The organism is Streptomyces sp. NPDC012825 (assembly GCF_042900925.1).
Lineage (GTDB): Bacteria > Actinomycetota > Actinomycetes > Streptomycetales > Streptomycetaceae > Streptomyces.
Genome location: NZ_JBIBBZ010000014.1, coordinates 121693 through 146036, shown reverse-complemented (window position 1 = coordinate 146036; position 24344 = coordinate 121693). Strand labels below are relative to the sequence as shown.

General features: G+C 69.7%; 21 protein-coding genes and 2 pseudogenes. 13 read left to right on the top strand and 10 right to left on the bottom strand.

Annotated features, from left to right (window positions below):
• Positions 1-2: 2 nt before the first annotated feature.
• Positions 3-1013: a 2,3-diaminopropionate biosynthesis protein SbnA gene (sbnA, locus tag ACFY7E_RS25360; protein ID WP_389488490.1), complete on the top strand. Its 1011-nt coding sequence runs from the start codon at positions 3-5 to the stop codon at positions 1011-1013.
• 577 nt (positions 1014-1590) lie between these two features.
• Here the strand turns inward: sbnA and ACFY7E_RS25355 are convergent.
• The 5 genes and pseudogenes from ACFY7E_RS25355 to sigK form a co-directional block, all read right to left on the bottom strand.
• Positions 1591-1734 (bottom strand): hypothetical protein, encoded by a 144-nt coding sequence (locus tag ACFY7E_RS25355; RefSeq protein WP_389488488.1) that lies wholly within the window; start codon positions 1732-1734, stop codon positions 1591-1593.
• Positions 1735-1818: 84 nt separating this feature from the next.
• Positions 1819-2481, bottom strand: a pseudogene (locus ACFY7E_RS25350) (hypothetical protein); the annotation flags it as partial.
• Positions 2482-2663: 182 nt separating this feature from the next.
• A complete protein-coding gene (locus tag ACFY7E_RS25345; RefSeq protein ID WP_389488486.1) occupies positions 2664-3389 on the bottom strand; it encodes an alpha/beta fold hydrolase in 726 nt (241 codons plus the stop codon).
• A 364-nt stretch (positions 3390-3753) separates the two neighbouring features.
• Positions 3754-4506 (bottom strand): anti-sigma factor domain-containing protein, encoded by a 753-nt coding sequence (locus tag ACFY7E_RS25340; protein ID WP_389488484.1) that lies wholly within the window; start codon positions 4504-4506, stop codon positions 3754-3756.
• Positions 4503-5027: pseudogene (gene sigK / locus ACFY7E_RS25335) on the bottom strand (ECF RNA polymerase sigma factor SigK). The gene ACFY7E_RS25340 and the pseudogene sigK overlap by 4 nt, the downstream one beginning before the upstream one ends.
• Positions 5028-5453: 426 nt before the next feature.
• Here sigK and ACFY7E_RS25330 point away from each other — a divergent pair.
• From ACFY7E_RS25330 to ACFY7E_RS25300, 7 genes are all read left to right on the top strand, one after another.
• On the top strand, positions 5454-5693 hold the full coding sequence (locus ACFY7E_RS25330) for a chaplin (protein WP_389488482.1): 240 nt from the start codon (positions 5454-5456) through the stop codon (positions 5691-5693).
• 332 nt (positions 5694-6025) lie between these two features.
• Positions 6026-8119 carry an MMPL family transporter gene (locus ACFY7E_RS25325; protein WP_389488479.1) on the top strand — a complete coding sequence of 698 codons (2094 nt, stop codon included), beginning with the start codon at positions 6026-6028 and terminating at the stop codon, positions 8117-8119.
• Entirely contained in the window at positions 8073-9773 is a 1701-nt protein-coding gene (locus tag ACFY7E_RS25320; protein ID WP_389488476.1) for a sulfite oxidase, read from the top strand. The genes ACFY7E_RS25325 and ACFY7E_RS25320 overlap by 47 nt, the downstream gene beginning before the upstream one ends.
• A gap of 88 nt (positions 9774-9861) precedes the next feature.
• Positions 9862-10512 carry a fasciclin domain-containing protein gene (locus ACFY7E_RS25315; protein ID WP_389488474.1) on the top strand — a complete coding sequence of 217 codons (651 nt, stop codon included), beginning with the start codon at positions 9862-9864 and terminating at the stop codon, positions 10510-10512.
• Positions 10513-11348: 836 nt separating this feature from the next.
• On the top strand, positions 11349-12230 hold the full coding sequence (locus tag ACFY7E_RS25310) for a DUF4394 domain-containing protein (protein WP_389488471.1): 882 nt from the start codon (positions 11349-11351) through the stop codon (positions 12228-12230).
• Between the two features lie 514 nt (positions 12231-12744).
• Positions 12745-13377, top strand: coding sequence for a hypothetical protein (locus ACFY7E_RS25305; protein ID WP_389488469.1), 633 nt, complete (start codon positions 12745-12747; stop codon positions 13375-13377).
• 232 nt (positions 13378-13609) lie between these two features.
• Positions 13610-14224: a class F sortase gene (locus ACFY7E_RS25300; protein ID WP_389488526.1), complete on the top strand. Its 615-nt coding sequence runs from the start codon at positions 13610-13612 to the stop codon at positions 14222-14224.
• A gap of 347 nt (positions 14225-14571) precedes the next feature.
• On the opposite strand, the gene ACFY7E_RS25295 is transcribed toward ACFY7E_RS25300, so the two are convergent.
• The 3 genes from ACFY7E_RS25295 to ACFY7E_RS25285 form a co-directional block, all read right to left on the bottom strand.
• Positions 14572-15144 (bottom strand): DM13 domain-containing protein, encoded by a 573-nt coding sequence (locus ACFY7E_RS25295; RefSeq protein ID WP_389488466.1) that lies wholly within the window; start codon positions 15142-15144, stop codon positions 14572-14574.
• 87 nt (positions 15145-15231) lie between these two features.
• Positions 15232-15528: a Tn3 family transposase gene (locus ACFY7E_RS25290; RefSeq protein ID WP_389488464.1), complete on the bottom strand. Its 297-nt coding sequence runs from the start codon at positions 15526-15528 to the stop codon at positions 15232-15234.
• A gap of 1 nt (position 15529) precedes the next feature.
• Complete coding sequence (locus ACFY7E_RS25285) at positions 15530-16132, bottom strand: hypothetical protein (protein ID WP_389488462.1); 603 nt, start codon at positions 16130-16132, stop codon at positions 15530-15532.
• A 198-nt stretch (positions 16133-16330) separates the two neighbouring features.
• Here ACFY7E_RS25285 and ACFY7E_RS25280 point away from each other — a divergent pair, with 198 nt between their 5' ends.
• Together ACFY7E_RS25280 and ACFY7E_RS25275 are read left to right on the top strand one after the other, a co-directional pair.
• On the top strand, positions 16331-16900 hold the full coding sequence (locus ACFY7E_RS25280; protein ID WP_389488460.1) for a hypothetical protein: 570 nt from the start codon (positions 16331-16333) through the stop codon (positions 16898-16900).
• A 723-nt stretch (positions 16901-17623) separates the two neighbouring features.
• Positions 17624-17980 (top strand): ATP-binding protein, encoded by a 357-nt coding sequence (locus ACFY7E_RS25275; RefSeq protein ID WP_389488524.1) that lies wholly within the window; start codon positions 17624-17626, stop codon positions 17978-17980.
• Between the two features lie 242 nt (positions 17981-18222).
• On the opposite strand, the gene ACFY7E_RS25270 is transcribed toward ACFY7E_RS25275, so the two are convergent.
• On the bottom strand, positions 18223-18543 hold the full coding sequence (locus ACFY7E_RS25270) for a hypothetical protein (protein ID WP_389488458.1): 321 nt from the start codon (positions 18541-18543) through the stop codon (positions 18223-18225).
• 359 nt (positions 18544-18902) lie between these two features.
• On the opposite strand from ACFY7E_RS25270, the gene ACFY7E_RS25265 reads away from it, so the two are divergent.
• The 3 genes from ACFY7E_RS25265 (at position 18903) to ACFY7E_RS25255 (ending at position 22314) form a co-directional block, all read left to right on the top strand.
• A complete protein-coding gene (locus tag ACFY7E_RS25265; RefSeq protein WP_389488456.1) occupies positions 18903-19187 on the top strand; it encodes a hypothetical protein in 285 nt (94 codons plus the stop codon).
• Positions 19188-20458: 1271 nt separating this feature from the next.
• A complete protein-coding gene (locus ACFY7E_RS25260) occupies positions 20459-20614 on the top strand; it encodes a hypothetical protein (RefSeq protein ID WP_389488454.1) in 156 nt (51 codons plus the stop codon).
• Between the two features lie 332 nt (positions 20615-20946).
• Positions 20947-22314, top strand: coding sequence for an MFS transporter (locus ACFY7E_RS25255; protein WP_389488452.1), 1368 nt, complete (start codon positions 20947-20949; stop codon positions 22312-22314).
• A gap of 66 nt (positions 22315-22380) precedes the next feature.
• Here the strand turns inward: ACFY7E_RS25255 and ACFY7E_RS25250 are convergent, their stop codons facing one another.
• Positions 22381-24276 carry a helix-turn-helix domain-containing protein gene (locus ACFY7E_RS25250; protein ID WP_389488449.1) on the bottom strand — a complete coding sequence of 632 codons (1896 nt, stop codon included), beginning with the start codon at positions 24274-24276 and terminating at the stop codon, positions 22381-22383.
• Positions 24277-24344: the final 68 nt, after the last annotated feature.

Genomic DNA, 24344 nt, shown 5'->3' with positions numbered 1-24344 from the left:
CCGTGACCGTCATATCCGTCCCGCAGGCCTTCAACGAGGAGGACCTGTACGTCGATCTCGGGCCGACGACCGGACATCCCCTGTTCCTCAAGTGCGAGGGCTTCAACTTCGCCGGCTCCATCAAGCTGAAGGCGGCGACCGAGATGGTGGAGGCCGCCGAACGCAGTGGGGTCCTCACCGAGGACTCGGTCCTCGTCGAGTCCTCCTCCGGCAACCTCGGCGTCGCGCTGAGCATGATCGCGGCCGGCAAGGGCTATCGCTTCCTCTGCGTCACCGACTCCCACTGCAACCTGACCACCCGTCAAATGATGGAAGCCCTGGGAAGCGACGTCCACGTGGTCTCCGACGAGGCGGGCAGCGGCAGCCTCCTCGGAGCGCGGCTCGCCCTCGTCCGCGCCCTGTGCGCCGCCGACGACCGGTGCGTGTGGCTCAGCCAGTACACCAATGCGAACAACTGGAAGGCCCACTACCGCAGGACGGCGCCCGCCATCGCCCGTGCGTTCCCGCAGCTCGACACCCTCTTCGTCGGAGTCGGCACCACGGGGACCCTGATGGGCTGCGCACGGTTCTTCCGTGCCTGGAACCCGTCCGTACGCATCGTCGCCGTGGACAGCGTCGGTTCCGCCATCTTCGGCGGCACACCGGGGCGCCGGATGATCCCCGGCCTCGGCATGAGCATGAGGCCACCGCTGCTCGACGAGACGTACGTGGACGAGGCGGTGTCCGTCGAGGAGGCGGACACCGTGCGCACCTGCCGCATGCTTGCACGGCGCGGTTTCCTCTTCGGGGGTTCCACCGGGACGGTGGTCAGCGGCGCGACCGACTGGCTCGCCCGCCACGACACCCGGGGGACCACCGCCGTCGCGATCGCCCCGGACCTCGGCGAGCGCTATCTCGACACCATCTACCAGTCCAACTGGGCGCAGGCGCTCTACGGGGACGACGTCCTGGTGCCGGACAGGAAGGCCGTCGGTGCGGACGGGACGGGAAACGGAGGACGGCGAACGGGGTGACCAGCGCACCGTACGGGATCCGGCTCACCACTTCGCCGCCGACGTCCTTTCCCGCCGGCCCGGTCACCCACCGGCCCACGACCTGTGACCGACGATCCGTGTCCCCTGTGCGGAGCACCTCACGGGCGTCCTGCCGTAAGAGGAAACCCCTTCCACTTCTCCTTGTCCCGTAGCAGCGGATGCTGCCTCTTCGCGTTGGCCGCCGCTCCGGTCGGCGCGGACATCGAACGGATTCCCCCTTCCTCAGTCGAAGCCGCCGGGCAGAAGGCACCGCATCATCTCGGCTGTGGTACCGCGCCGGAGCAGGAGAACGCGATGCGGCGCCCGACGGCCGGACGGCGCAGCTCGGCGCGGTGAACGTCAACCAGGTCCCGATTCCTGGGGAGTTCTGACCCGAGCGACTGTGGACGAGCTCTCTCCGGCTCGGTGACGATGCGGCGGCGCCGAGGGCTCAAGGCCGTGCATGACGAAGAAGCTCCTGGCGGACGGGTACTCGGCCAAGGTGGCCCGTGCCGACCAGGAGCCTCGTGTGCCTTTCCTCACATCCCCGACCGCCCTCGCTCCCCCGGCCTTCCGCTCAGTGCGCCGAGGCACCGAACTCCACGTGCCTGGCGGCCTGTTCGTAGCGCGAATCGTCCTCATCGGCGGACGGCGCCAACCGCGTCCTGCGGGCCTCGTGCCGTGCTGCTTCGAGAAGACGGAGGAACTCTTCGTCCGTCATGGGGATCACCGAGATTCCTGAGGTGCCGTCTCCGGCGCCGTTGTCACCGTTTGTCTCCGCGGCCCTCGAACGTCAGCTGTGACTCATCGGGGCCGAACCGGAACCGCTGCCGTGGATCATGCCGCAGCTGGCCGGTGCGGTCGCTTCCTGGGGGAGCTTCGGGTCTAGCTCGCTCTTGCCCTTGCCGAAGTCGTACATGCCGTTGCCGTTCGGGTCGATCCCGTGCTGTACGACGTGCAGGTGGGCGATGTTGTCGGCGACGGCCTGGGAGACGGTGATCGTGCGAGAGTAGGAGAGGTTCCCGTTCCGGTCCGCGACGGGCATGCGGTCGACCGCGAGGCCGCTGGCCTTGGAGGTGTCCCCGCTGGTGGTCAGGGAGATGTTGATGTCTCCGTAGGCGGGCAGGCCTTCGGCGGTACTGACGATGCCGTCGCCGTTCTTGTCCGCGCTTGCGGCGGGGCAGCGGAAGTCGTGGCCCGTCGTGGAGCCGTGGATGTGCTGGGCGTGAGGCTGTCCGGGGACCAGACCCCATGCGTTGATCTTCACCGTGAGCTGCCGGCCCTGGAGACCGAGCAGAACGGTTCCGTGAGCACCGGAGTGGTTCAGCTGCCGCAGGTCTGCCCTGTACTGATGGGACCCATGGGCCTGGGAGCCGTCGTGCGCCATGGCGGGCACGGCTCCGGCGAGTGCCAGTGCGGCAGGCAGCGCCACCAGGGCGATGAGACGGCGTGGAAGCGTGGTTGTCATGATGATGCATCCCCTTCGGGGAGGGTGCCGGTCCGAGCCGACTCCAAGGAAGGGCGCCTTGCGCCTTTTGTCCTGTATTCGAGGCCGACTGGCTGACGGATTGCTCGGAACCGATACGCTTTTTCATCCTTCACCAGAAGGTGATCACTTTGCTCGCGGGCCCGCTGGAACCCGTGTGTGAATCAGCCCCTCCAGGGAGTCGGTACGCCGGTCCAGGAGCCGTTCCCCGGGAGGGAGGCGGGCAGCGGCGTGAATCCGAGGAGGGCGGTCGCCGTTTCGGCGGCGGTATGGTGCCAGTGTCGTGCGTCGCGGATCATTGCATGGCCTCCGCCGGGCATGCTCAGGCCGAAGACCCGGGCGCCTGCCTTCTGGGCGCGAGTGAGGTACGACCAGGTGTCCACGGCCCGGGTGACGCGGTCGCTTTCGTCGTGGAGCGCGACAAGGGTGCGGCCGCCCGGGTGAGCGGCCGGATCGCCCGGAGGACACCAGGGGGCGAGGGCGACGACGCCCTTGATCCGAGGGTCGTCGGCGGCGCGGAAGGCCGCCCGGGCACCCATGGAGTGTCCCACGAGAACGACGGGGACGGGTCCTGCGGTCTCGTACAGTTCGGCCAGTGCGCGGCGGACATCCGCGACGGGATGGGCATGTGCACCGTTCCAGCCACGGTGGCGGTAGCGCACGTGGCCGAGGAACACGTCGTCGTGCGCGGTGGCACGCAGGATCGCTGTGGCGAAGGGCCGCATGCGCAACGCGGGCAGGTTGAGGACGGGGGGCGGCCGCAAAGCGTCCGCGCGTCCGCCGTGGAGCAGCAGGACCGCCGCCCGGGGACGTCGGGACGAACGGTGGGCGAAGACCGGTACCAAAGCCGTGTCTCCGCAGGTGCTGTCGAAACGGGTGGTAATCGTCATCTCCTGTGCTTTGAGGGGGGCACGGGGGTCTGGGAGAGACCCCATCGGTTCGGGCGGTGCACGGCGCCTGGCCGGGGCGATGGGCCATGCCCATGCCCAAGGGCCGTTGCCGCTGCCGCTGTCGGCGGACAGCAGCAGGTTCACGGCGACCGGAGAGACCAGACCGACGGGGGCCATCCACGAGACGGTGCAGGAGAGCAGGTACATGCCTGACTGGCCGAAACCGCCGCCGAAATGGTTCGGGCAGAAGGCCCGGCCTCACAGCCCCCGGTCCGTGACGCGGCCGCGGTTCGCGAGGTCGGTTGTGAACCGGGTCGGCCGACGACGGCCACGAAGGCCGGTGCGACCGCCCGAGCGGCGCGGGTCAGGCGGGGAGAGTCATCAGAAGCAACGGGGTGGTAGTGGGTCGGGGCGATCCACCGGCGGGTTCGACGGTGAGTCCGACCGCTTTCGCACCGGTGGTCTCGCCCTCGATGAGGACGGTGCCGTCGTCGTGGAGGAATCCGGCCGGCCGCATGGTGCCATCGTGGCTCAGCCACAGCTGGTAGGTCTTGCCGGGAGCGGGCACGGGCAGGCCGGCGGCGGTGAACACGGTCTTCTTCTGCCGGTTGGAAGAGGTGGCCGAGGTGAGAGCGCCGTTGCTGGTCTTTCCGTAGGTGGTGCGTGCGTCGGGGGCCGTCAGAACGGTGCTGATGTCACCGAGGTGTTGTGCGGTCTGACGAGCGCGCTGCCGGAGATCCTCGTTCTCCTGCTGCTGCCAGAGGGCCAGGCCGGACAGTGCCACGACCCCGGCCACGCTGGCGGCCAGGGCGAAGGACAGTCCCCTGTGCCGCAGACCACCGTCCCGGCCTTCCCTCGACGTGCCCCCGGTGAGCCGTGGCGGCAGCTGGCGTACCCCGTCGATCGCGGACATCGTCCACTGTTTCATCGCCGGGCGCGGCGCCTGGGACGCGGCGGCTGCCAGGCGCGCTGCCGTGGCCTGGAACTCGGCGACCTCGTGTTTGCACTCGGCGCAGGCCCTGAGATGCTCGTCGAACGCCCGGCGTTCCAGCGGGGCCACCGCGTCGAGGGCGTAGGCGGCTGAGAGGGTGTGAACGTCGTGGTGGTGTTGTTTCATGTGGTCACCCCCATGCAGTCGCGGAGCTTGATGAGCCCGTCGCGCATGCGTGTTTTGACGGTGGGAAGCGGAGTACGCAGGACTTCGGCGACTTCACGGTAAGTCAGGCCCTGGTAATAGGCCAGGGTCACGGCTTGGCGCTGGATCTCGGTCAGACCGCGCAGACAGCGCCGCACCTGTTCGCTTTCCAGCCGGGTCTCGACCCGCTCGGCGACCTCGTCGAAGGCGGGAGAGTGTTCACGGGCGGCCCGGGCCTGGTCGCGCTCGGCGGACGCCTGCGCGGAACGCACCCGATCCACAGCACGCCGGTGGGCGATCGTCGCGGCCCATGTGCTGACGCTCCCGGCGTCGCGCCGATAGCGGGCGGCCTATCGCCACAATTCGATCATGACTTCTTGGGCGACCTCTTCGGACTGCGCCCGATCACGGACGACCTTGACCGCGATGCCGAACACCAGAGGGGCGAGCGCGTCGTAAAGGATGGAGAAGGCCTCCTTGTCACCGTGCGCCACCTGTTGCATGACTGCGGCGAGGTCGGGGCGACCGGTGCCTCCGGCATCGCCGAAGGGAAACGCCTGGTTCACCTGACGGGCTCCGGCCGGCCGAATCCGTGAATCGGGACGGGTGGCCGGAAGAGGGGTGTCCATTGCATGCGGGTCCTTCGTCGATGGGGCGGGCCGGAGTACGAACGCGGCACGGTTCGATCACAGGCAAGCGGCGTCCTTGAACGGGTTTCGTAGCGGACGGGCGTACGGATGGGCGGACATTCCTTCATCACTCCAGGTGTTGAGTAGCCCGCGAGAGTGAACCGTGCGCTCCGGACCCAACTCGCGGTCGGACGGCAGCGAAGAAGCGGGGGAGGGTCCGGGAGACGTTCCCCTGGCTCCTCACCGGTCGCGTGGGATCTCCACCCGACCGGTACGACCCCTTTTTCAGGAGGCAGTGCGATGGTTCGTGTTCACAAGGGCCTGGTGGTGGCCGCGGCGGCCGGAGCCGTGGTGCTCGGAGGCGCTTCGCTGGCCGCCGCCGACGCGGGGGCCCAGGGAGTGGCCGCCTACTCGCCCGGCGTGGGGTCGGGCAATCTGATCCAGGCGCCCGTCCACGTCCCGGTCAACCTCTGTGGCAACACGGTCAATGTCGTCGGTCTGCTGAACCCGGCCTTCGGCAACACCTGCGTCAACGCCTGATCCAGGCGCCGCCGAGAAGCCCCGGTCCGCCGTTCGGGAGGGTGAGGCGGACCGGCGGCTCGCCCTGGATCGCGGGCCGCTGTCCGTCTCGCGTTCTCACGGCGCAGAGCTGCTGATCCGGGTGAGTCCGCCGCAGGCGGCTTCCGGCAGATCCTCCTCGACCCGAGCAGCAGTGCGTGGGGCGGCGTGGCGTCCGGAGCGGCGCCGAGTACCCGTTCCAAAGCCACGGGGTCGCCAGTGATCGACGCCCGGACAGTACCCCACTACAACCAGGTACGGATTCCGTCCCACACGGGACCGGGGCCTTCCGGGCGGAAAAGGGAGAGCACGCCGTGCGTCGGTTCACCAAGTCAGGAACGCTGCTCATGGTCGTGCTCTGGGCTGCTCTGGTCGTCCTGACGAGCCCCTACGCCCTGCGTCTTGGCGAGGCGGTGCAGGCCGGACAGGCCGGACGGCTTCCCGCCGGTGCCGAGTCCGCCGGAGTCGCCGCATTGCTGAATCCCTCAGGCTCGAGTGAATCGCTGCCGCTGGCCGTGCTATGGACGGCCGGTGAGCCGGAAGCCGGGATCACTTCTTTCCAACAGGTAGAAGCGCACCGGATCCTCACGGAAGTCACGGATTCCCGCTCCGGTACGGAACCGTCACTCGCCCAGGACGGCGAGGCGATGATCGCGGTGATCCCCATCGGTCCGGACAACCTGTCCGCGCGACTCGACCACATCCGAGACGCGTCTGACGCGGTTCCCGGCACCGAGGTACACCTCGCGGGACCGGCCGCCGCGCAACTCGACCTGAACAACGCCTTCGCCCACACCGACGGCATGCTCCTGGCAGCCGCGCTCGGCGGCGTGCTGGTGATCCTGCTGCTCGTCTACCGCAGCCCGCTCCTGTCGGTGCTGGTGATGATCACCGCCCTGCTGACACTCGCCGTGGCCTGTGCTCTGCTGTACCTGACCGCCCGAACGGGTTGGCTGGAGATCGACCGACAGTCCCAGGGCATCGTTCTGGTCCTGGTCATCGGGGCGACCATCGACTACGCCCTTCTTCTCACGGCCCGCTACCAAGAGGAACTCGAGCACCGTGCCGACCTCGTACAGGCGATGACCTCGGCACGTAAGGCCACGACCCCACCTGTGCTGGCCAGTGCCGCAACCGTCGCCTGCGCCATGATGGTGCTGACGGCGAGTTCCCTGCCATCCAGCCGGAGTCCGGGACCGGTGGTGGCGGTCGCCATGATCTGCTGCGCTGCGGCCTCCCTGACCTTCTTGCCCGCAGCTCTCCTCCTTGTCGGCCGGAGCGTCTTTTGGCCGCGGTCCGCCACCACCGCGCCGAAGACGGCTCTGTGGTCCCGGTTGGCCCGCGTCACAGAACGTCGGCCCCGCCGGACCTGGCTCGCCGGCCTCCTGCTGCTGTCAGCGGGTGCCGCGCTCGCTCCACTGCTCTCACAGCAGGGTGTACCCCTGCGCCGGGCCCTACCCGTCGCTGCTCCGTCCGTCACCGGCCAAAGCATCCTGGAACAGCACTTCCCAGCGGGCGTCGCCAGCCCACTGGTGATCATCGCGCCCTGCGCACGGGCAGAGGACGTACGGGCCGTCGCAACCGCCTCACCGGGAATCGCCTACACGGTCATCATTCCTCCGGCAGGCACACCACCCACTGCGAAATGCGAGCATACGCAGATCCTCGCCACCCTCGCGGACGGGCCGGACAGCCGACAGGCCCAGGACACCGTGGAAGGACTGCGGACCACGCTCGACGGCACCGGAGCCCTGGTCGGCGGCCAAGCCGCCCAGCTCCTCGACCTCCACCGAACAGCGGTGGCCGATCAGTGGCTGATCATGCCCTTGGTTTTGCTCGTGGTCCTGGCCGTTCTTGTCGTCCTGCTGCGCTGCCTGCTTCTGCCGCTGCTGCTCGTGATCGCGGCATGGATCAGTCTGCTCGCCGCTTTCGGGACCGCCGCCGCCGTCTTCCGTCTGACCGCCGGGGCAGCGGCAACCGAACCCGCCGTGGTCCTCTTCTCCTTCGTCTTCCTCATCGCCCTGGGCGTGGACTACAACATCTTCCTCGTCCACCGTGTGCGCCACGAGGCTCTTGAAGCAGGCACCCGGGCGGGCGTGCGGAAAGGTCTGCTCACCACCGGCAGGGTCATCAGCGCGGCCGGCCTCGTCCTGGCCGCCACTTTCGGGGCGCTCACCGCCATGCCGCTGCTCTACCTCGCCCAGATCGGAAGCATCGTCGCCGTAGGCGTCCTGATCGACACCCTTCTGGTGCGGCTCTTCCTCGTCCCCGCCCTCATCCTCGATCTCGGGGACCGCGTCTGGTGGCCCGGCCTTCTCTCCCGAGGCCGAACTCCACAACCCGCTCCGCCCGGTCACGGACATGAAGCGGTCAGCCACTCGGCAAGCGATCCGGCCTCAAAGCCCTGACCGGTCGTCCGGCAGCGGTTTTCACTCATTCGAGCGTCAGACCAATCCATCCGGCCGATCACATCGAAGATCGGACGTGAGCAGACTTCGCAACACCATCATCCGAACCTCACGGGGTGCGCTGACCGGGCTTCTGGCAGCGTTCACCGCGCTGGCTGTGGCCGAGCTGGCCGCTGCCCTGCTGCGTCCCGCTGCCGGACCGGTGACGGTGGTCGGAGGCGCGGTGATCGACAGGACGCCCGCCGCCGTGAAGGACTTCGCCATTCGCACGTTCGGCGAGAACGACAAAATCGTCCTCCAGATCGGGATTCTCGTCCTCCTCGCCCTGTTCGCGGTCCTCCTGGGCGTTCTCGCCCTGCGCAACCGGTACGTCGGAGTGGCGGGTGTACTGCTCTTCGGCATCGTCGGAGCAGCCGCCGCTCTCACTCGTCCGGACTCCGCAGGCATCGGTGACGCTCTTCCCTCCCTCATCGGCGCCGTGGTGGCAGCCGCGGTGCTCTTCCTGCTGGCCGGCAAAGCCGCCGGCGCAGCGGACGCGGCCGACGGCGAACCCCACGCAAGCACCTGGAGCCGGCGGGGCTTTCTCACGGCGGCGACGGTGACCGCTGCGGCTGCCACCGGAGCCGGGGTGATCGGCCGGATCCTGGCCGGGCAGCGGGGCGAGGACGCCGTCGCCTCCCGTAAGAATCTCGTCCTGCCCGCCCCGGCTTCTCCCGCGCCGGCGATTCCGTCCGGCGCCCGGCTCAAGATCCCTGGTATCAGCGCCTTCACCACACCGAACCGTGACTTCTACCGGGTCGACACCGCCCTGGTGGTCCCCAAGGTCGACGCCGAAAGCTGGCGCCTGCGCGTTCACGGCAAGGGGGTCACCCGTCCCCGCACCTACTCCCTCGATGATCTCCTCACACGCCCATTGATCGAACGCGACGTCACCCTCACCTGCGTCTCCAACGAAGTCGGCGGCCCCTACATCGGCAACGCCCGATGGCTCGGCGTCCGTCTGTCCGACCTGCTTGCCGAGTGCGGCGTGAAGCCGCCGTCGAAGGGCGGCAAAGCCGACCAGTTGGTGGCCCGCTCCGTGGACGGCATGACGCTCGGCTCGCCCGTGGAGGACGTGATGGACGGCCGCGACGCCATGCTCGCGGTCGGCATGAACGGCGAGCCGCTGCCCTTCGACCACGGCTTTCCGGTGCGCATGCTCGTCCCTGGCCTGTACGGATACGTCTCGGCCTGCAAGTGGATCGAGGACATCGAGCTCACCACCTTCGATGCGTACGACCCCTACTGGGTCAAGCGGAAATGGGCCCGCCGTGCCCCGATCAAGACCCAGTCGCGCATCGACACGCCCAAGCCGTTCGCCCGCCCCGCCGCCGGTACGGTCACGGTCGCCGGCGTCGCGTGGGCACAGCGCCGCGGTATCACCCGTGTCCAGGTCCGTGTCGACGACGGTCCCTGGCAGGACGCCGACCTCGCCGTCCAGGACACCACCGACACCTGGCGCCAGTGGTCCTATCGCTGGCAGGCCACTCCCGGCGGACACAACCTCACCGTGCGCGCCACCGACGCGACCGGCCAGGTCCAGACCGAACAGCGCACCAGGACCGTCCCCGACGGAGCGAGCGGCTGGCACAGCGTGTTCGTCACCGTCACCTAGACCACCGGACCACCGGAGAACGCCTTCGCGTACTCCGTGAACCCCCTGCTTCCCCCATGGAAGTCCGACCCTCTCAAGGAGCAACGAAATGAACTCCCTGCGCATCCGTCGTGGCGCGATCGCCGTGGCCGCCGCCGCCGTCCTTCCCTTCGCGCTCGCCGCGTGCTCGGACTCCGGCAACGACGGCAAGACGACCTCGCCCACCTCGGCCGCCGCCGACCCCGCCACGGAGAGCCAGGAGCCCGACAAGGACTCGATGGCCATGGACGAGCCCTTCGGCCCGGCGTGTGCCGGTGTGCCCGAGGACGGTGCGGGCTCCTTCGACGGCATGGCCAAGGACCCCGTCGCCACCGCGGCCTCGAACAACCCGGCCCTGTCCACCCTGGTGACCGCCGTCAAGAAGGCCGGCCTGGTCGACACCCTCAACAACGCCCAGAACATCACCGTGTTCGCGCCCACCAACGACGCCTTCGCGAAGATCCCGAAGGCCGACCTCGACAAGGTCCTGGCCGACAAGGCCACCCTGACCAAGATCCTGACCTACCACGTCGTCGGCCAGAAGCTCGCCCCCGAGCAGCTGGAGAACGGCTCCTTCGAGACCCTGCAGAAGGGCATGGTCACCACCGCGGGCTCCGGCGAGGACTACACCGTCAACGACTCCTCGAAGGTCGTCTGCGGCAACGTCAAGACCGCGAACGCCAACGTCTACATCGTCGACACCGTCCTCATGCCCAAGTAGTCCCCGGACCGCTCGCGCACAGCCCCGTCCGGAACGGCCCGTGGCCCTGCACCCCTCGCGAGGGGTGCAGGGCCACGGGCATGAACGAACCTCGAGAACTCCGGGACGGATGTGGGACGCGGTCGGCGGAGGAGCCCGGCCGTCCGCTCCCGTGGCAGCCCCGCGATCATTGCCGGCCGAACGCCTGGATCTCGTCGCCGACCGGTGCTGCCATCCGCACGGCTCGGGCACGGGCACCAAGGCCCGGCGTCGCAAGACACCGGTACGCAGACCAGCGCGCTTCCACTCCCGAGTACTTGTACGGTCGCCGGCGCCGCCTGGGCATTCCCGGGGTGCGACGGTCTTTCCGTCACCGGTCCGCCCCCTCCATCGTCCGGCGGCGAGGAGGGTGGAAGACCGCCCAGGTCCCGGCCGGAGAAGTGACAGCACCCGGGACCTGGGCGGCGTCGCAGGAGCAGGCTCCGTCAGGGGAGAGCAGCTCGTACGACGGACCGCCTCTCGTATCCCCGCTCATGGGATACGGAAGCGGTGAAGGCGTCACCGGCGGCGGGGGCCACGGTGACAGGTCGCCGACGGTTTCCCCGATTCCCGGACCGTCGACATCGTGCATTCGTGGCCGGTGCAGAGATGGATTGCTCGGCAGGACGACAACACCCATTCGGAACAGGTGCACGAGCGGCGGTGATTGCTCTGCGCAGGGGCGTGGCGGTAGGACTTTTGCGGGCTGTCCGGGGGTTTGTGGGCCGCGATACCGATCCTCGGCGCATGGGGGTGCCGAAAGATCCGTGGACCCGCACCATCGAGAGTGCGGGCCGCTCGTCGATCGGAGTTCTCTCGTGCGCACTCGACTCGCCGCGACCGCTGTCGTCGCCGCCGCGGTGGCCGCTTCCCTGCTCTCTCCCGTACTGGCGTCGGCGAAGGCCGGTGGCGGTGACCCGTTCGCGCCGCGGGACCGGGCCGCGCACCACGGTCTGATCGGTGTGGGCCTGACCTCCGACCAGCGCCTGGTCGGCTTCGACGTCCGCGACCCGGCCGACGCCTGGTCCCTGGGCAAGGTCACCGGCCTCAAGGGCGACGGCAGGCTGGTGGGCATCGACTTCCGCGTCCAGAACGGCAAGCTGTACGGCGTCGGCGACAAGGGCGGTGTCTACACCCTCAGCGACAAGGCCGCGGCGGTGAAGGTCTCCCAGCTGACCGCCACCCTCCAGGGCCGGTACTTCGGAGTCGACTTCAACCCGGCCGCCAACCGCCTGCGCGTGATCAGCGACACCGGCCAGAACCTGCGCCACAACATCGACGACCCGGCCGCCCCCAGGACCACCACCGTCGACGGCACCCTCACCAACCCCACCACGCCCCCGTCGACGGCCCTGGGCGTCACCGCAGCCGCGTACACCAACAACGACCTCGACGCGGCGACCGCGACCACGCTGTTCGACATCGACACCACCAACGACCGCGTCTCCCTGCAGTCACCGGCCAACGCCGGCACCCTCGCACCGACCGGCAACCTCGGCGTCAACACCGGCCCCTCGGCCGGGTTCGACATCTACTACAAGCCCTCCGACGGGACCAACCACGGCTTCGCGGCCCTGAACACCGGCGGAAAGCAGCGCTTCTACCAGATCAACGTCCTCAACGGCCGCGCCGACCTCGTCGGCTCCTTCCCCGCCGACCGCCAGGTCGTCGACATCGCCCTCCCGCTCAACCAGCACTGACCGGTGCAGACGCCGGCGGCGGGCCGGAACGGCCCGCCACCGGCCCACCCCTTACCCGGATGTCCGACGACGGCTGGCGCAGGACCTCGGTGCCCGGTCTCGAGATACGCCGCGAACCGGGAAGGCTCGAGACACGGCTCCTGGGCTGGCAGGGAGTGCTGCCGGCCTCACTGCTCTGCTGCCTTCAGAAACCATCGCCTGCACCGGCGCAGCAAAATGTTCCGAAAGTCCCTGGCATCGCGCCGGTGCGGTGAAGGGCGGTGTTCTCACGGCACCTGAAGAATCACCCACGTCAGGGAGGTCAAGATGCCCGTCACCGTCGTGGCGAGGTGGCACGTTGCTGTCCCAGGAACGCGTTACTGACACCCTTTCGGCTCTACAGCACCGCACGGTGCTCCCGGATGCACCAGTCCAAGTGGCACGGACTCAGGCAGCGGCTGACGGTGGGCCGTGTCGCTGCGTGTGAAGAGCTGACAGCAGGTCGGCCGACGCAGCGTACGGAAGGAAGCCATCGATGCGCTCTGCCCGCATTCTCTTCGCCGCCACCGCCACCGCTGCCGCCCTGGCCGTCACCACGCCCGGCGCGTACGCGCTCGCCACCGGCGACGACTGGTCCAAGGACGACTCCGCCCACAGCCAGGAGCGCGACCACGACAAGCCGCACGGCGGCATGCACACCGGCTCCGGCGCCCTGTCTCTTCTCAGCGACGACTGGTCCAAGGACGAGCACGACAAGAAGGATCACGGCAAGCCCCGCGGCGGTGTGCACACCGGTGGCGGTGCTCTCACCGCGACGAACGGCGACGAGTGGTCCAAGGAGCATGACAAGGGCGAGAAGCACGAGAAGGATCACGGCAAGCCCCAGGGCGGCATGCACACCGGTGGTGGCGCGCTCACGATGGTGAACGCCGACGACTGGTCCAAGCCGGAGACCGAGTCCAAGCCGGAGCATGAGTCCAAGCCGGAGACGAAGGACCACGAGAAGGACTGGGGCAAGGAGCACGACAAGCCCAAGGGCGGCATGCACACCGGCGGCGGCGGCCTCGCGGGCAGTGGCACGAACGTGACCGGCGCTGTGGTGCTGGCCGGTGGCGTGGCCGCGTTCGTCCTCTACCGCCGCAAGAAGGCCGCAGGCACCACCGCGTGAAACCCGGCCGGACGCGGGAGGCGGCCCCCTCACCGGGGCTCCCGCGTCCGGCCTCGTTCGATCTTGATTCGCCTCCCGACTCCGTTTTCCGAGCGCTCGAAAGGTGCCCCTGGTGAAGACCCGGCCGGATCCCGCCGCAGTGAGAGGGTCCCGGCGTGCCGTTCGGTGGGTCGTGCCCACGGTGTTCTGGACGCTGGTGCTGGTCGTGCTCCTGGCCGTTTTCGGCCCGCGCATGTTCCCGCACGACGCGACCGTGCCATTCGGTCCTGCGGCTTCTTCCGCAGCTGAACACGCTCCGGCGGCCGCACCCCAGCCCGCCGTACCGCCCGCCCGGGACACCTCACGCCGGGCTTCGCCGAGCAGCGCTCCAACGGCGGGTCCCGCCATGCCGCGGTCGGCTCCCGTACGCCTGAGGATTCCCGAGATCGGCGTGGACGCGCCGTTCACCGACCTGCAGATCGGACCGTCCGGGGCTCTGGAGGCACCTCCGGCCGATGACACCAACCTGGTCGGCTGGCACGCCTCGGGCACCTCTCCCGGGGAACAGGGCACCGCTTTGATCGCCGGCCACCTCGACACCGCCACCGCCCCGGCCGTCTTCGCCCGTCTCGGCGAACTCGGTGCCGGAGACACCTTCGACGTCGCACGCGCCGACGGCACCACCGCGGTCTTCCTCGTCGACTCCGTGGAAAGCTTCCACAAGAACGACTTTCCCGACCGGCGCGTCTACGACGACACCCCCGAAGCCCTCGTACGCCTGATCACCTGCGCGGGCGCCTACGACCGTACGGCGAAGGACTACACCGAGAACCTCGTCGTCTTCGCCCGCCTGCGACCCACCGGCTGACACGGTCGGCATCGACAGGGTGACCAGGCCCGGCAGCGGCGAACGACGGCGAGCACGGTCCGGTGATCCCGGTGAGAGAGAAGAACCGGCAATCCGGAGGAGTTCGGCACCCTCCTGGATGCCACCGCCGCGGCGGCCCTGACCAAGCGCCCGGCTCCAAACGGGAGACCACACGAAGCCCCCGTCCCGGAAGAGACCCGGACCCTTGACCACGCGGTCTCCGGGAGGGGTAGCTGTGAGCCGTGGACGCGACGTCGTTGGAAAAGCTCCGAAAATTCTCATCAAGGCGGTGGTCACCCGGTTGATCGCTGTGACGACCTGTGACCGGGTGGACGTGGCGGGGTCGATCAGGTGCGGGCGAGAGCAGCGGCCCCGAAGGAGACGTCGAACCGGTCGCACCAGATGCTGACGCTCGGATACTTCGACCAGTCGATGTTCGTGGGGAGCGGGTAGTTCTGGTCGCCCTTGTTGCCCTTGAGCTTGGCGAGGTCGACGTACTCGCCGTCGTCGAATACGCCCCAGCCGGCCCTGCCCTCCTCGACCGGCGCGTCGCTCAACCAGACGCGCAGATCGGGACCGTTGCTCGTGTCGAGTCCTTCAAGACGCAGAGTGTGAGAGCCGTCGGCGAGGCGGACGATCTTCACCATGCCGGTGGTCGCGTGTTCATGGCCGATGAAAAAGCCCTGCGCGACCGTGGTCGGACCAGCCGGTGCGACAGGCACCGGGAAAGACGGGTTCGCGCCCGCCACCGGCGACGTCGCCGACGCTGTAGCGGGCGCACTCGCGGAAGGCAGCGCCTCATCGACGGTCTTGTCAACCCACAGGGCCCAGGGTTTGAACCACACCAGCCCCGCCGCCACAACCATCACGACAAAAACGCCCAGGCCCGCCCGTACTCGCCTCTTCCGTCCCTGCTCCATCGTCGATTGCCTTTCCCTCGCCGTCTTACCGCCGTCCAACGGCTCCCCGGCCCTCTTCAGAAGACCTCCGGGCAATGAAACAGTCATTCACCATGTCCGTGAACAACACGTGGAGTTCCATTCTCTTCCCCTGCCCGATGGGATCGTCGGCGATGGCCCCGCCTCTGCCGAACCAACCCGCTGGGAGAACCGGTCGAACGACTCGGCCTCGTTCATCGCTGCGGCCACCCTCCACCGAAGCGGCGCGTCGGTGAACTGGCGCAGCAGATGCACGGCGCGGATCACACAGCCCACCTCGCGGAAAGAGGCGCAAGTGGTGGTCTCCCACGAGGCCGACCGCACCTGTTCCAGCATCATGGGCAAAGGGATCAGTTCCTCCCGCATCTCAACGGTCGATCGCGCCGAACGCCGGACCTGCGACCTGATCTGCTACCGGTCGATCGAGTTCTTTCCCGCCTCCCCGACCAGACGTCGGCCCCTTTTCCGCCGGCCGGCAGGTCTTCGACATCGCTCTGCCCCCGGAACGGGACCACTCCGGCCCGCGCTCCAGCATGGACACCGGCGGCGAACCACTGGCCACCCCTCTCAGGTGGAACCGGCCGCCCCCAACCCGTACCCGGTCCGACGCGACAGATCGGGAGCCGGCCGCCTCGAGCCGGGCGCCTCCGCTCAGTACGAGCAGTTCGCCGTCACCGGGCCTCTCCGCAACGGTGTACCCGAGCTGGATCAGCAATCCGGACACGGCCGCCCGGACGATCGTCCGCATACTGTCACCAGAGGCGTCCTTGTCCCGTCGGCTATCCGCGCGCTGTTCACCCGCCGGCGCGGCGAACCCGCCGGAGACATTCCAGCTCACCACCGCCCCGGCCTCGACCTCCCCCACCCGAAGCCCCGGAGAGCAGTCGTCCGCGGCGTGTACGAGCAGAAAACCGGCCCGGCCCAGTGCGTGGCACACCTCCTCAACGAGATCAGGATGCGTCCACAGCACAATTCCCGGTCACCCCTGATCGGTACATGCATGCCTGTGGACCAGACCGCACGACCAATCCGGGGCTGCTTCCTCCGAAGCCGCCCCCTCCTCGTTCGGATCAACCGCGATGGCGGCGACCACCGGGCTCGGCAAGGGTGGAGAGGTACTTGATCCCTCTGCTGCCACGCCAGCCCCGTTCTTCCGAGGAGCACTGTCATGTCCGAACGCAACACGCTCATCCGCAGTCTGCACGACGTGGGTCTGGCCGTCTGGTTCGGCGGCTCGTTGATGGGCGCGGTCGGCCTCAACGGCGCGGCCCGGGACGAGGGCGGCACGGAGACGGCCACCGACCGGATCGCTTCCGCGGGCTGGGCGAGGTGGACGCCGGTCAATGCCGCCGCCATCGGCGCGCACCTGTTCGGCGGCGGCGGGCTGCTGGCCGTGAACGCCCACCGCGTGGCCACCCAGCAGGGAGTGGCCGCCTCCACGACGGCCAAGACGGTCGTCACCGCCGCGGCCCTGGCCGCCACCGCTTACGCCCGTGTCCTGGGCAAGAAGGTCGAACTGGCCGCCTCGTCCGACCCGCAGGACTCCGAGGAGGCGGCCGAGCACCCCGTCGACCTCGACAAGGCCCGCCGGCAACTGGCCTGGGCGCAGTGGGCGGTACCGTCACTCACCGGCTGCCTGGTGGTGCTCAACGCCCTGCACGGCGAGCAGCAGCGTGCCGACCAGCAGGTGGCGGGCATGTGGGAACGGGCCCGCTCCGTGAACCCCTTCATGCCGTGAAACCCCGCTCTCGGCGCCGTACGAGTTCACGAAGGAGCCTCGACGGGTCAAGGGCATCGACCAGGCTTGCTGTGCGGCTCTGCCGCTTCTGGGTGACGCCCGCGGCGGTCATCAGCTGCACGGCATGGATCTTCCGAAGCGCCAGACGGGCCAGAACGACGGCGAGGAACGCCCGCCCGCTGCGGGTGCCGGTGCAGCGTGGGTAAGGCACTGCCTTCGCAGCGCGGGCCCGGTCGGCATGCTGACGCCCGAGAGAAAAGAGCACGGGGTTCCTGCGATGACCGGGACCCCCTTGCCCACCGTTGGTGGACCCGAAGCCGGTGCAGTCCGCCCTGCCCGGCTCTCTTGAGCGGCAGGGCGAGAAGGCGGCGTGTACTGCGGCCGTCCCAGAAGCGGACAGTCGCCAACGTGCAGCTTCACTGCCGGGAGGACTGCCGGTGGTGAACGGTGACGAGCCTCTGCTCTGCAGCCGGGGCTACGGCCGCGTCCCCGACGGCACCGGGGCGCGGCCGTAGCGGATATATACGGGAAGCATCAACTCTCAAGAGCTTGGCTGAGGGTTTCGTGGCAGTCGATGCCGCTGGAGTCCATGAAGGTGACCTGCCGCATGTCGGCCACGACCCGCGGGCGAGATGTCAGGGGCGGCCAGGGCCTGGCGCAGGGTGTCGCCGGTCGTGTGGTCGATCTCTCCGGTCAGGGACACGACGTGGATGTTGCCGGCGCCTGGCCACCGGTTTCCTCACCCGGGTCCAGGTCGAGCACGGCCTGCTCGTCTCCCAGCGTGCCGTCGACCTCACCCAGCTGGTGGTCAGTGAGCTGGTCACCAACACCCGCAAGTACGCGCCCGGCCCAGCCCTGCTGGACCTTTCCGTCACCGGTGACACGGTGGAGATCGCTGTGTGGGACGCCGCCCCGGTGCTGCCGGTGGCCCGGGCCGCGGATGCCGGCCGGGTCGGCCGGCACGGCCTGGAGATCGTCATGACCGTGGCCCGGAGCTTCGAGGTACGGCATGAGGCGGTCGGCAAACGCGTCGCCGCCCGCCTCGCTCTGATCGACGACCCCAGCGACATCCTGGCCTGACACCACGGACCACGGGCGCATACGGCACAGCGAAAGGACGGCCGGCCGGGTCTCCCCGGGCGGCCGTCCCTTCCCACCCGCCTTCACACCGCACTGGTGCCGGGACGGGCCGCAGCGGCCCGAGCAGGTGAATGCCGGGCTTTGCCGGCCGTATACGAGCTCTTCCCGGCCGTCCTCGGGACGCGCCGAGACGGACGCGCCGCGAACGCGGTGCGGGAGCGGCCCGTTCCTCGGCGTGCGGCTCAGAAGTCGATGCAGACCGGGCCCTGGTTGACGTTGACCAGGCCGACCTGGGTCACGGCGGCGTTGCAGTTGAAGTTCATGTCGCCGCTGCCGCCGTCCTTGTTCTCGTCCTCTTCGTAGAGGGGGCCGAAGTCGATGCAGACCGGGCCCTGGTTGACGTTCACCGCGCCGATCTGCGTGGTGAAGTCGTTGCACTGCCCGTAGTACGTCGGCTCCTCTCCCCGCTCGGAGTGGTCGTTGGCCGAGGCGATACCGGGACCGGCCATCACCGCAGTAGCGGTCAGGGCAACGGCGACGAAGGTCTTGCGGAAGGACAGCATGATCTTTCTCCGGGAAGTGGAGGACAAGGACACGACAGACTCCAGCAGTGCTCGCTTCCACCCGCATGCCGAACTGGGCCATTTGGACCGCTGGACGCCCCGATGTCCTTCCTCACCCCGGTGACGGTGGCGGCCCGGAGCGCCGGCGTTGCGCTGCCCGAGGAAGGGTCAGGAACGGGGCCGGCGCTGTGCGTAAGCGGATCTGTGGCACGGGACTCGGCCAAGTGGGCGCCTCGCCTGGCGGGTGGCTCCGGTCACCCCGAGTCTGGGTCCGAAGCCCGTGGCCACAGGGACATCCCTGTCCCGCACTCCAGCCGTCGGCTACCCGAACCCGCATCCCCTACACGAGGAGAGATCTCATGCCCAGAGCTTCTACGACCAAGGTGGCGCAGCCGGTCACGGACGACAGCATCAAGGTGCGCCAGCTCAGCCACTACCAGTTCAGCTGGGTCGCCGGTGAGCCCGCGGCCCGGGGCACCCTCACCCTGCAGCTCGTCCTGGACGAGGGTGCCTGGGAGGAGGTGCTGACCGTCGACGCCGACGACGCCGACGTGCTCCAGGACCTCCTGCGCAGCACTCCGACCGTGCACTACGACGTCAGCCGCCGGACCCTGATGTTCGGTGTCACCGCCGTCGGTACCTGAACAGGCGACGCCCGCCCGTCGCCGCAGGATTCCTGGGTCGCCCTTGGCGATGGGCCCCGTCCACCGTGTCGGGCGGGCCTACGCCGACTTCGCGGGACGCCGCCACAGCGATCACCTGCAGGACAGGGGGATGGGGCGTCGCGGCCCTCCGGTCACGTCTACCTTGATACGCGGCGCAGGCGTCGTCCCGCGAGGCAGACACCTACGGCAGCGGCTCCAACGACCAGGGCGGGGCCCGCACTCCTGCCGAAGTCGCCGGGGCCGGAAGCCACGCCGATTCCGGCCCTGGTACCGCGGGTCGGCGTGAGGGGAGCCGGCTGAAGAGCACTCGCGCCCGGACTCATCTGCCGCAGTGCGGCGGCACTCGGACTTACCAGCGGTACGCCCGTGCTGCCGCGCCGGGGCAGGGCTTCGCAGGCGATGCCGTCGCCGGGACCCCGGTCCTCATCCAGCCGGTTCGGATCACTCGGGTCCCGGTTGAACTCCGTCTGGGCGTCTTCCTGGAACCGGAAGTCCCGGCAGTCGAGATCCCGAGCGTGAGCGACACCGGACAAAAGGACCAGAGAAGCGAAGGTCGGAACTGTGCCGGCCACCATGCTGCGATCACCCACCACAGGGCCCGGGCGCGGCGACAGCCGCTCGGCGATCGACCGCCCGGCGTGCGTCCATCGGCCAGGCTCCCGTGCCCACGGTGTGCTTCACGAGCCGGAACGCCTCACGGACCGGGACGGTGTCCTCATCTGGATACTCGTCGTCCTGCGCGTTGGAGAGGACGAACCCGTCGCTCGACTCCTCAGCTCCGGGACCCACGGCATGCTCGCCGGGATCGCCCCGGACGGTTCAAAGGTACAGTCCCTGGCCGTCCAGGGGTTCGAGCACCTTTTGGTGCAGCTACCCCCGTCGTATCCTCCACACGCGTATCACCAACGATGTCGACGCAGCTGAACCACAACGATCTGACATGGCTTCATACATTTCGAATGGACCAGCAGAACGCCCCTGGACAGCTCTTACAACTTGTGGAATGCAGTACCGGCAGAAGAACGCCGCCTCCATTCGGCTCGACTGTGGTTCGGCAAGGCTGTTTACCAGTGACCCGTCGCCCCCCTGCTCGTCCAGGGTCGCCAGGAGGCGATAGAGGCGCACGCGGCGCGGATCTCGTAGTCGGGGAGGGCCGCGAAGAGGGAGTGGTGCCGTTCCGCGGCCCGTGCGGTCACGCGGGCCGACGCGTCCCTGTTGGCGGACGTCGGCGTCAGCAAGGGCGAGGATCGGTGGTCCGGGTTCACCGCGAGCTCGGCCAGTCCGGGCGCCACGAGGCCGTTGGTGACGCGCTGGACTTTCCGACGGCCGGTGCCCAGGCGCCGCGCAGCCTGAGGGCCGTGAACGACACCTCGAAGACGACGCTCTGCAACTGCCACTGCGCCTGATCCGTCGCCCATGCGGTGGTTCTACGTTCCGTAGTCAGCACCAAGTCAGCACGGGAGGGGTGAAGAGGGGTGCTGACGTGGGCTTCCAGTCAGCACGAAACCAGCACGGGAGTCAGCACCGCACCGCCAAATCACCCCGGATCAGAGCAACAGAGACAGCCGCTCCCACAATCCTTCCGGGCCCTCCGGAAAGCCCGCGAGGGTCCGTCATGGCGGCCGAGCGCACTCGTCCGACCCGAACTATGGTGTCCCACCACATACGCCCCTGACCTGCCGCTTCCTACGGTGTGGCGACACCGAAACGTCCCCGCCCTTGCCTGGAAGTGGTGCACATGGCCGCCGCAACGCCCTCCCCGACCCCACCCGGATCCCTCAAGCGGATCGTCGCCGCCAGCCTCATCGGCACCACCATCGAGTGGTACGACTTCTTCCTGTACGGGTCCGCCGCGGCGCTCGTGTTCAACAAGCTGTTCTTTCCCGAGTCCGATCCACTGGTCGGGACCCTGCTGTCCTTCCTGACGTACGCGGTCGGGTTCGCCGCGCGGCCGCTCGGGGCGCTGGTGTTCGGGCACTACGGCGACCGGCTCGGGCGGAAGAAGCTGCTGGTGCTCAGCCTGCTCCTGATGGGCGGGGCGACGTTCGCCATCGGGCTGCTGCCGACGCACGCGACCGTCGGGTCCGCGGCCCCCGTGCTGCTGACCGTACTGCGGCTCGTGCAGGGCTTCGCGCTCGGCGGGGAGTGGGGCGGGGCCGTCCTGCTGGTGTCCGAGCACGGGGACGCGAAGCGGCGCGGCTTCTGGGCCTCGTGGCCGCAGACCGGCGCCCCGGCCGGGCAGTTGCTGGCCACCGGCGTGCTGTCCGCGCTGACCGCGCTGCTCTCGGACGCCGCCTTCGCCTCCTGGGGCTGGCGCATCCCGTTCCTGCTCTCCGGCGTCCTCGTGGTCGTCGGCCTGTGGATCCGGCTCTCCGTCGACGAGTCGCCCGTCTTCAAGGCCGCCCTCGCCGCCGCCGAGGAGCGCAAGGCGGTCGCCGGGCAGGTCGAGAAGATGCCGCTCGTGGCGGTGCTGCGGCACCACTGGCGGGACGTGCTCGTCGCGATGGGCGCCCGCATGGCGGAGAACATCTCGTACTACGTGATCACCGCGTTCATCCTGGTGTACGCGACCACCCAGGTCGGCCTCTCCAAGCAGACCGCCCTGAACGCCGTCCTCATCGGGTCCGCCGTCCACTTCGCCGTGATCCCGCTCTGGGGCGCGCTGTCCGACCGGATCGGGCGCCGGCCGGTGTACCTGATCGGCGCGATCGGCGTCGGGGCCTGGATGTTCCCCTTCTTCTCGCTCATCGACCGGAGCACCTTCGGCAGCCTGCTGCTCGCCGTCACCGTCGGCCTGGTCCTGCACGGGGCGATGTACGCGCCGCAGGCGGCCTTCTTCTCCGAGATGTTCGCGACCCGGATGCGCTACTCCGGCGCCTCCATCGGCGCCCAGTTCTCCTCCGTCGCCGCCGGCGCGCCCGCCCCGCTCATCGCGACCGCGCTGCTCGCCGACCACGGCAGCTCGACCCCGATCTCCCTCTACGTGATCGCCGCCGCGCTGCTCACCGTCGTCGCGATCGTCTGCGCCCGCGAGACCCGCGACAGCGACCTCGGCGACGTCGCCGAGCGGACCCCCGAGGACTCCCGGGTCCGCGCCGACGCCTGACGCACGGGACGTGGGAAAGGCCCCGGGCCCCGCTCATCGCGAGCGGGGCCCGGGGCCTTTCCCGCCTCACTCGCCCCCGACCGCGTCCGAGAGGGCGTGCAGCCGCAGCGCCAGCTGGATCTCCAGGGCGCGCGAAGGGGACTGCCAGTCGGGACCGAGGAGCCGGCCGATCCGTTCCAGGCGCTGGGCCACCGTGTTGACGTGGACGTGGAGTTCGTCCTTGGTACGGGCGGGACTCATGCCGTTCGCGAAGTACGCGTCCAGGGTGCGGATCAGCTCCGTGCCGCGCCGCCGGTCGTAGGCGACGACCTGGCCGACGGTGCGGTCGACGAAGCCGCCGATGTCCCGCCTCTCGGCGAGCAGCAGGCCGAGGAAGCCGAGGTCCTCGGCGGCCGCGCCCTGACCCGAGCGGTGCAGGAGCCGCAGCGCGTCGAGGCAGCGGCGGGCCTCCTCGTACGCGACGGCCACCCGGTCCGGGTGGTCCAGGGGCGCCCGTACGGGGGCGGAGGCGCCGACGGTGACCTGCTCGCGCAGGGTGCCGCCGAGGTTCCTCGCGGTCTGCCGGGCGAGTTCGGCGGCGCTCTCGCCGGGCCCGAGCGGCAGCAGCAGGACCGTACCGCCGTCGCGCGCGGAGGCCAGTCCGTGGCGGGTGGCGGCCAGGTGGGAGGCGGCCGACCAGAGGCGCTGCCGGTCGGCGCTCTCGCGGCGGCCCGCGTCGGTGTCGGCGGCGCCGTCGGCGGCCCGGTCGATGCGGGCGGCGAGGACGACGTGCGGGGCCTCGCTGTCGGTGCGCAGCCGGGCGGCGCGCTCGCGCAGCAGGCGGCGGTCCCGGTCGGGGGCGTCGAGGAGGTCGTCGAGGAGTTCGCCCCGTACCCGCTGCTCGGCCTCGCCCGCCGAGCGGCGGGCGAGCAGCAGCAGGGAGGTGACCAGGGCGGCGCGCTCCAGGGTGCGCTGGTCGACGGGGTCGAGGTCGGGCCGGCCGTGCAGGACGAGGGTGCCCAGGGTCTCGCCGCCGGCGGAGACCGCGGCGACCCAGTCGTCGCCCTCGCGGGCCGCGTGGCCGCCCGCGCGGCGCGCGGAGCCCGCGCCCGTCTCGGTGAACTCGACGGTGCCGCCGAGGACTTCGGAGACGGCGCGGGCCACGTCGTGGACGCCGCCGCCGTGCAGGACCAGTTCGGAGAGGCGGTCGTGGACCTCGGAGGCCCGCTCGATGACGCCGCTGTGCTCGCGGATGATGTCGTTGGCCCGTTCCAGCTCCGCGAGGGCCGAGCGGGTCTCGGCGAGGAGGTTGGCCGTGTCGATGGCGACGGCGGCGTGCGCGGCGAAGGAGCCGAGCAGCGCGACCTGCTCGCGTTCGAAGACCCTGGCCCTGCGGTCGGCCGCGAACAGCACTCCGATGACCTGGCTGCCGAGGCTGAGCGGCACGCCGAGGATGGCGACGAGGCCCTCGTCCCGTACGGCCGTGTCGATGGTGCGGGTGTGCTGGAAGCGCGCGTCGTCGAAGTAGTCGTCGGTGACGTAGGGGCGGGCGGTCTGGGCGACGAGGCCGCCGAGTCCCTCGCCCATGCCGAGCCGGAGCTGCTGGAAGCGGGCGGAGACGGAGCCCTCGGTGACCCGCATGTAGGTGTCGCCCGCGGCCGGGTCGTTGAGGCTGAGGTAGGCGACCTCGGTGCCGAGGAGCGAGCGGGCGCGCTGGACGATGGCGCGCAGGACCGCGTCGAGGTCGCGGAGTCCCGCGAGGTCGTGGGCGGTGGCGAAGAGCGCGGACAGCTCCGCCTCGCGCCGCCGCCGTCCCTCCAGCTCGGCCCGGACCCGCAGGGCGAGCTGCTTGGCCTCTTCCAGCTCGGCCAGCGCCTCGGGGCCCGCGCCGCTCGCACGGGCGAGCAGCACCGGTCGGTCGTAGGCCTCCGTCGCGGCTCCCCGTGCGAGGAGTTCCAGGTAGGAGACGTGTTCGTGGGACATGGACACAGGGATACCTGCCGTACGTGTGGTCGCACCACCCCTGTGGACGACCTTCCCAGGGGCACCTC

Excerpts from the sequence above, each read along its gene's own strand:
- ACFY7E_RS25355 (WP_389488488.1), bottom strand. The coding sequence starts at position 1,734 with ATGACGGACGAAGAGTTCCTCCGTCTTCTCGAAGCAGCACGGCACGAG.
- ACFY7E_RS25345 (WP_389488486.1), bottom strand. The coding sequence starts at position 3,389 with ATGACGATTACCACCCGTTTCGACAGCACCTGCGGAGACACGGCTTTG.
- ACFY7E_RS25340 (WP_389488484.1), bottom strand. The coding sequence starts at position 4,506 with ATGAAACAACACCACCACGACGTTCACACCCTCTCAGCCGCCTACGCC.
- ACFY7E_RS25330 (WP_389488482.1), top strand. The coding sequence starts at position 5,454 with ATGGTTCGTGTTCACAAGGGCCTGGTGGTGGCCGCGGCGGCCGGAGCC.
- ACFY7E_RS25320 (WP_389488476.1), top strand. The coding sequence starts at position 8,073 with ATGAAGCGGTCAGCCACTCGGCAAGCGATCCGGCCTCAAAGCCCTGAC.
- ACFY7E_RS25315 (WP_389488474.1), top strand. The coding sequence starts at position 9,862 with ATGAACTCCCTGCGCATCCGTCGTGGCGCGATCGCCGTGGCCGCCGCC.
- ACFY7E_RS25305 (WP_389488469.1), top strand. The coding sequence starts at position 12,745 with ATGCGCTCTGCCCGCATTCTCTTCGCCGCCACCGCCACCGCTGCCGCC.
- ACFY7E_RS25300 (WP_389488526.1), top strand. The coding sequence starts at position 13,610 with ATGTTCCCGCACGACGCGACCGTGCCATTCGGTCCTGCGGCTTCTTCC.
- ACFY7E_RS25295 (WP_389488466.1), bottom strand. The coding sequence starts at position 15,144 with ATGGAGCAGGGACGGAAGAGGCGAGTACGGGCGGGCCTGGGCGTTTTT.
- ACFY7E_RS25290 (WP_389488464.1), bottom strand. The coding sequence starts at position 15,528 with ATGCGGGAGGAACTGATCCCTTTGCCCATGATGCTGGAACAGGTGCGG.
- ACFY7E_RS25280 (WP_389488460.1), top strand. The coding sequence starts at position 16,331 with ATGTCCGAACGCAACACGCTCATCCGCAGTCTGCACGACGTGGGTCTG.
- ACFY7E_RS25270 (WP_389488458.1), bottom strand. The coding sequence starts at position 18,543 with ATGCTGTCCTTCCGCAAGACCTTCGTCGCCGTTGCCCTGACCGCTACT.
- ACFY7E_RS25265 (WP_389488456.1), top strand. The coding sequence starts at position 18,903 with ATGCCCAGAGCTTCTACGACCAAGGTGGCGCAGCCGGTCACGGACGAC.
- ACFY7E_RS25255 (WP_389488452.1), top strand. The coding sequence starts at position 20,947 with ATGGCCGCCGCAACGCCCTCCCCGACCCCACCCGGATCCCTCAAGCGG.
- ACFY7E_RS25250 (WP_389488449.1), bottom strand. The coding sequence starts at position 24,276 with ATGTCCCACGAACACGTCTCCTACCTGGAACTCCTCGCACGGGGAGCC.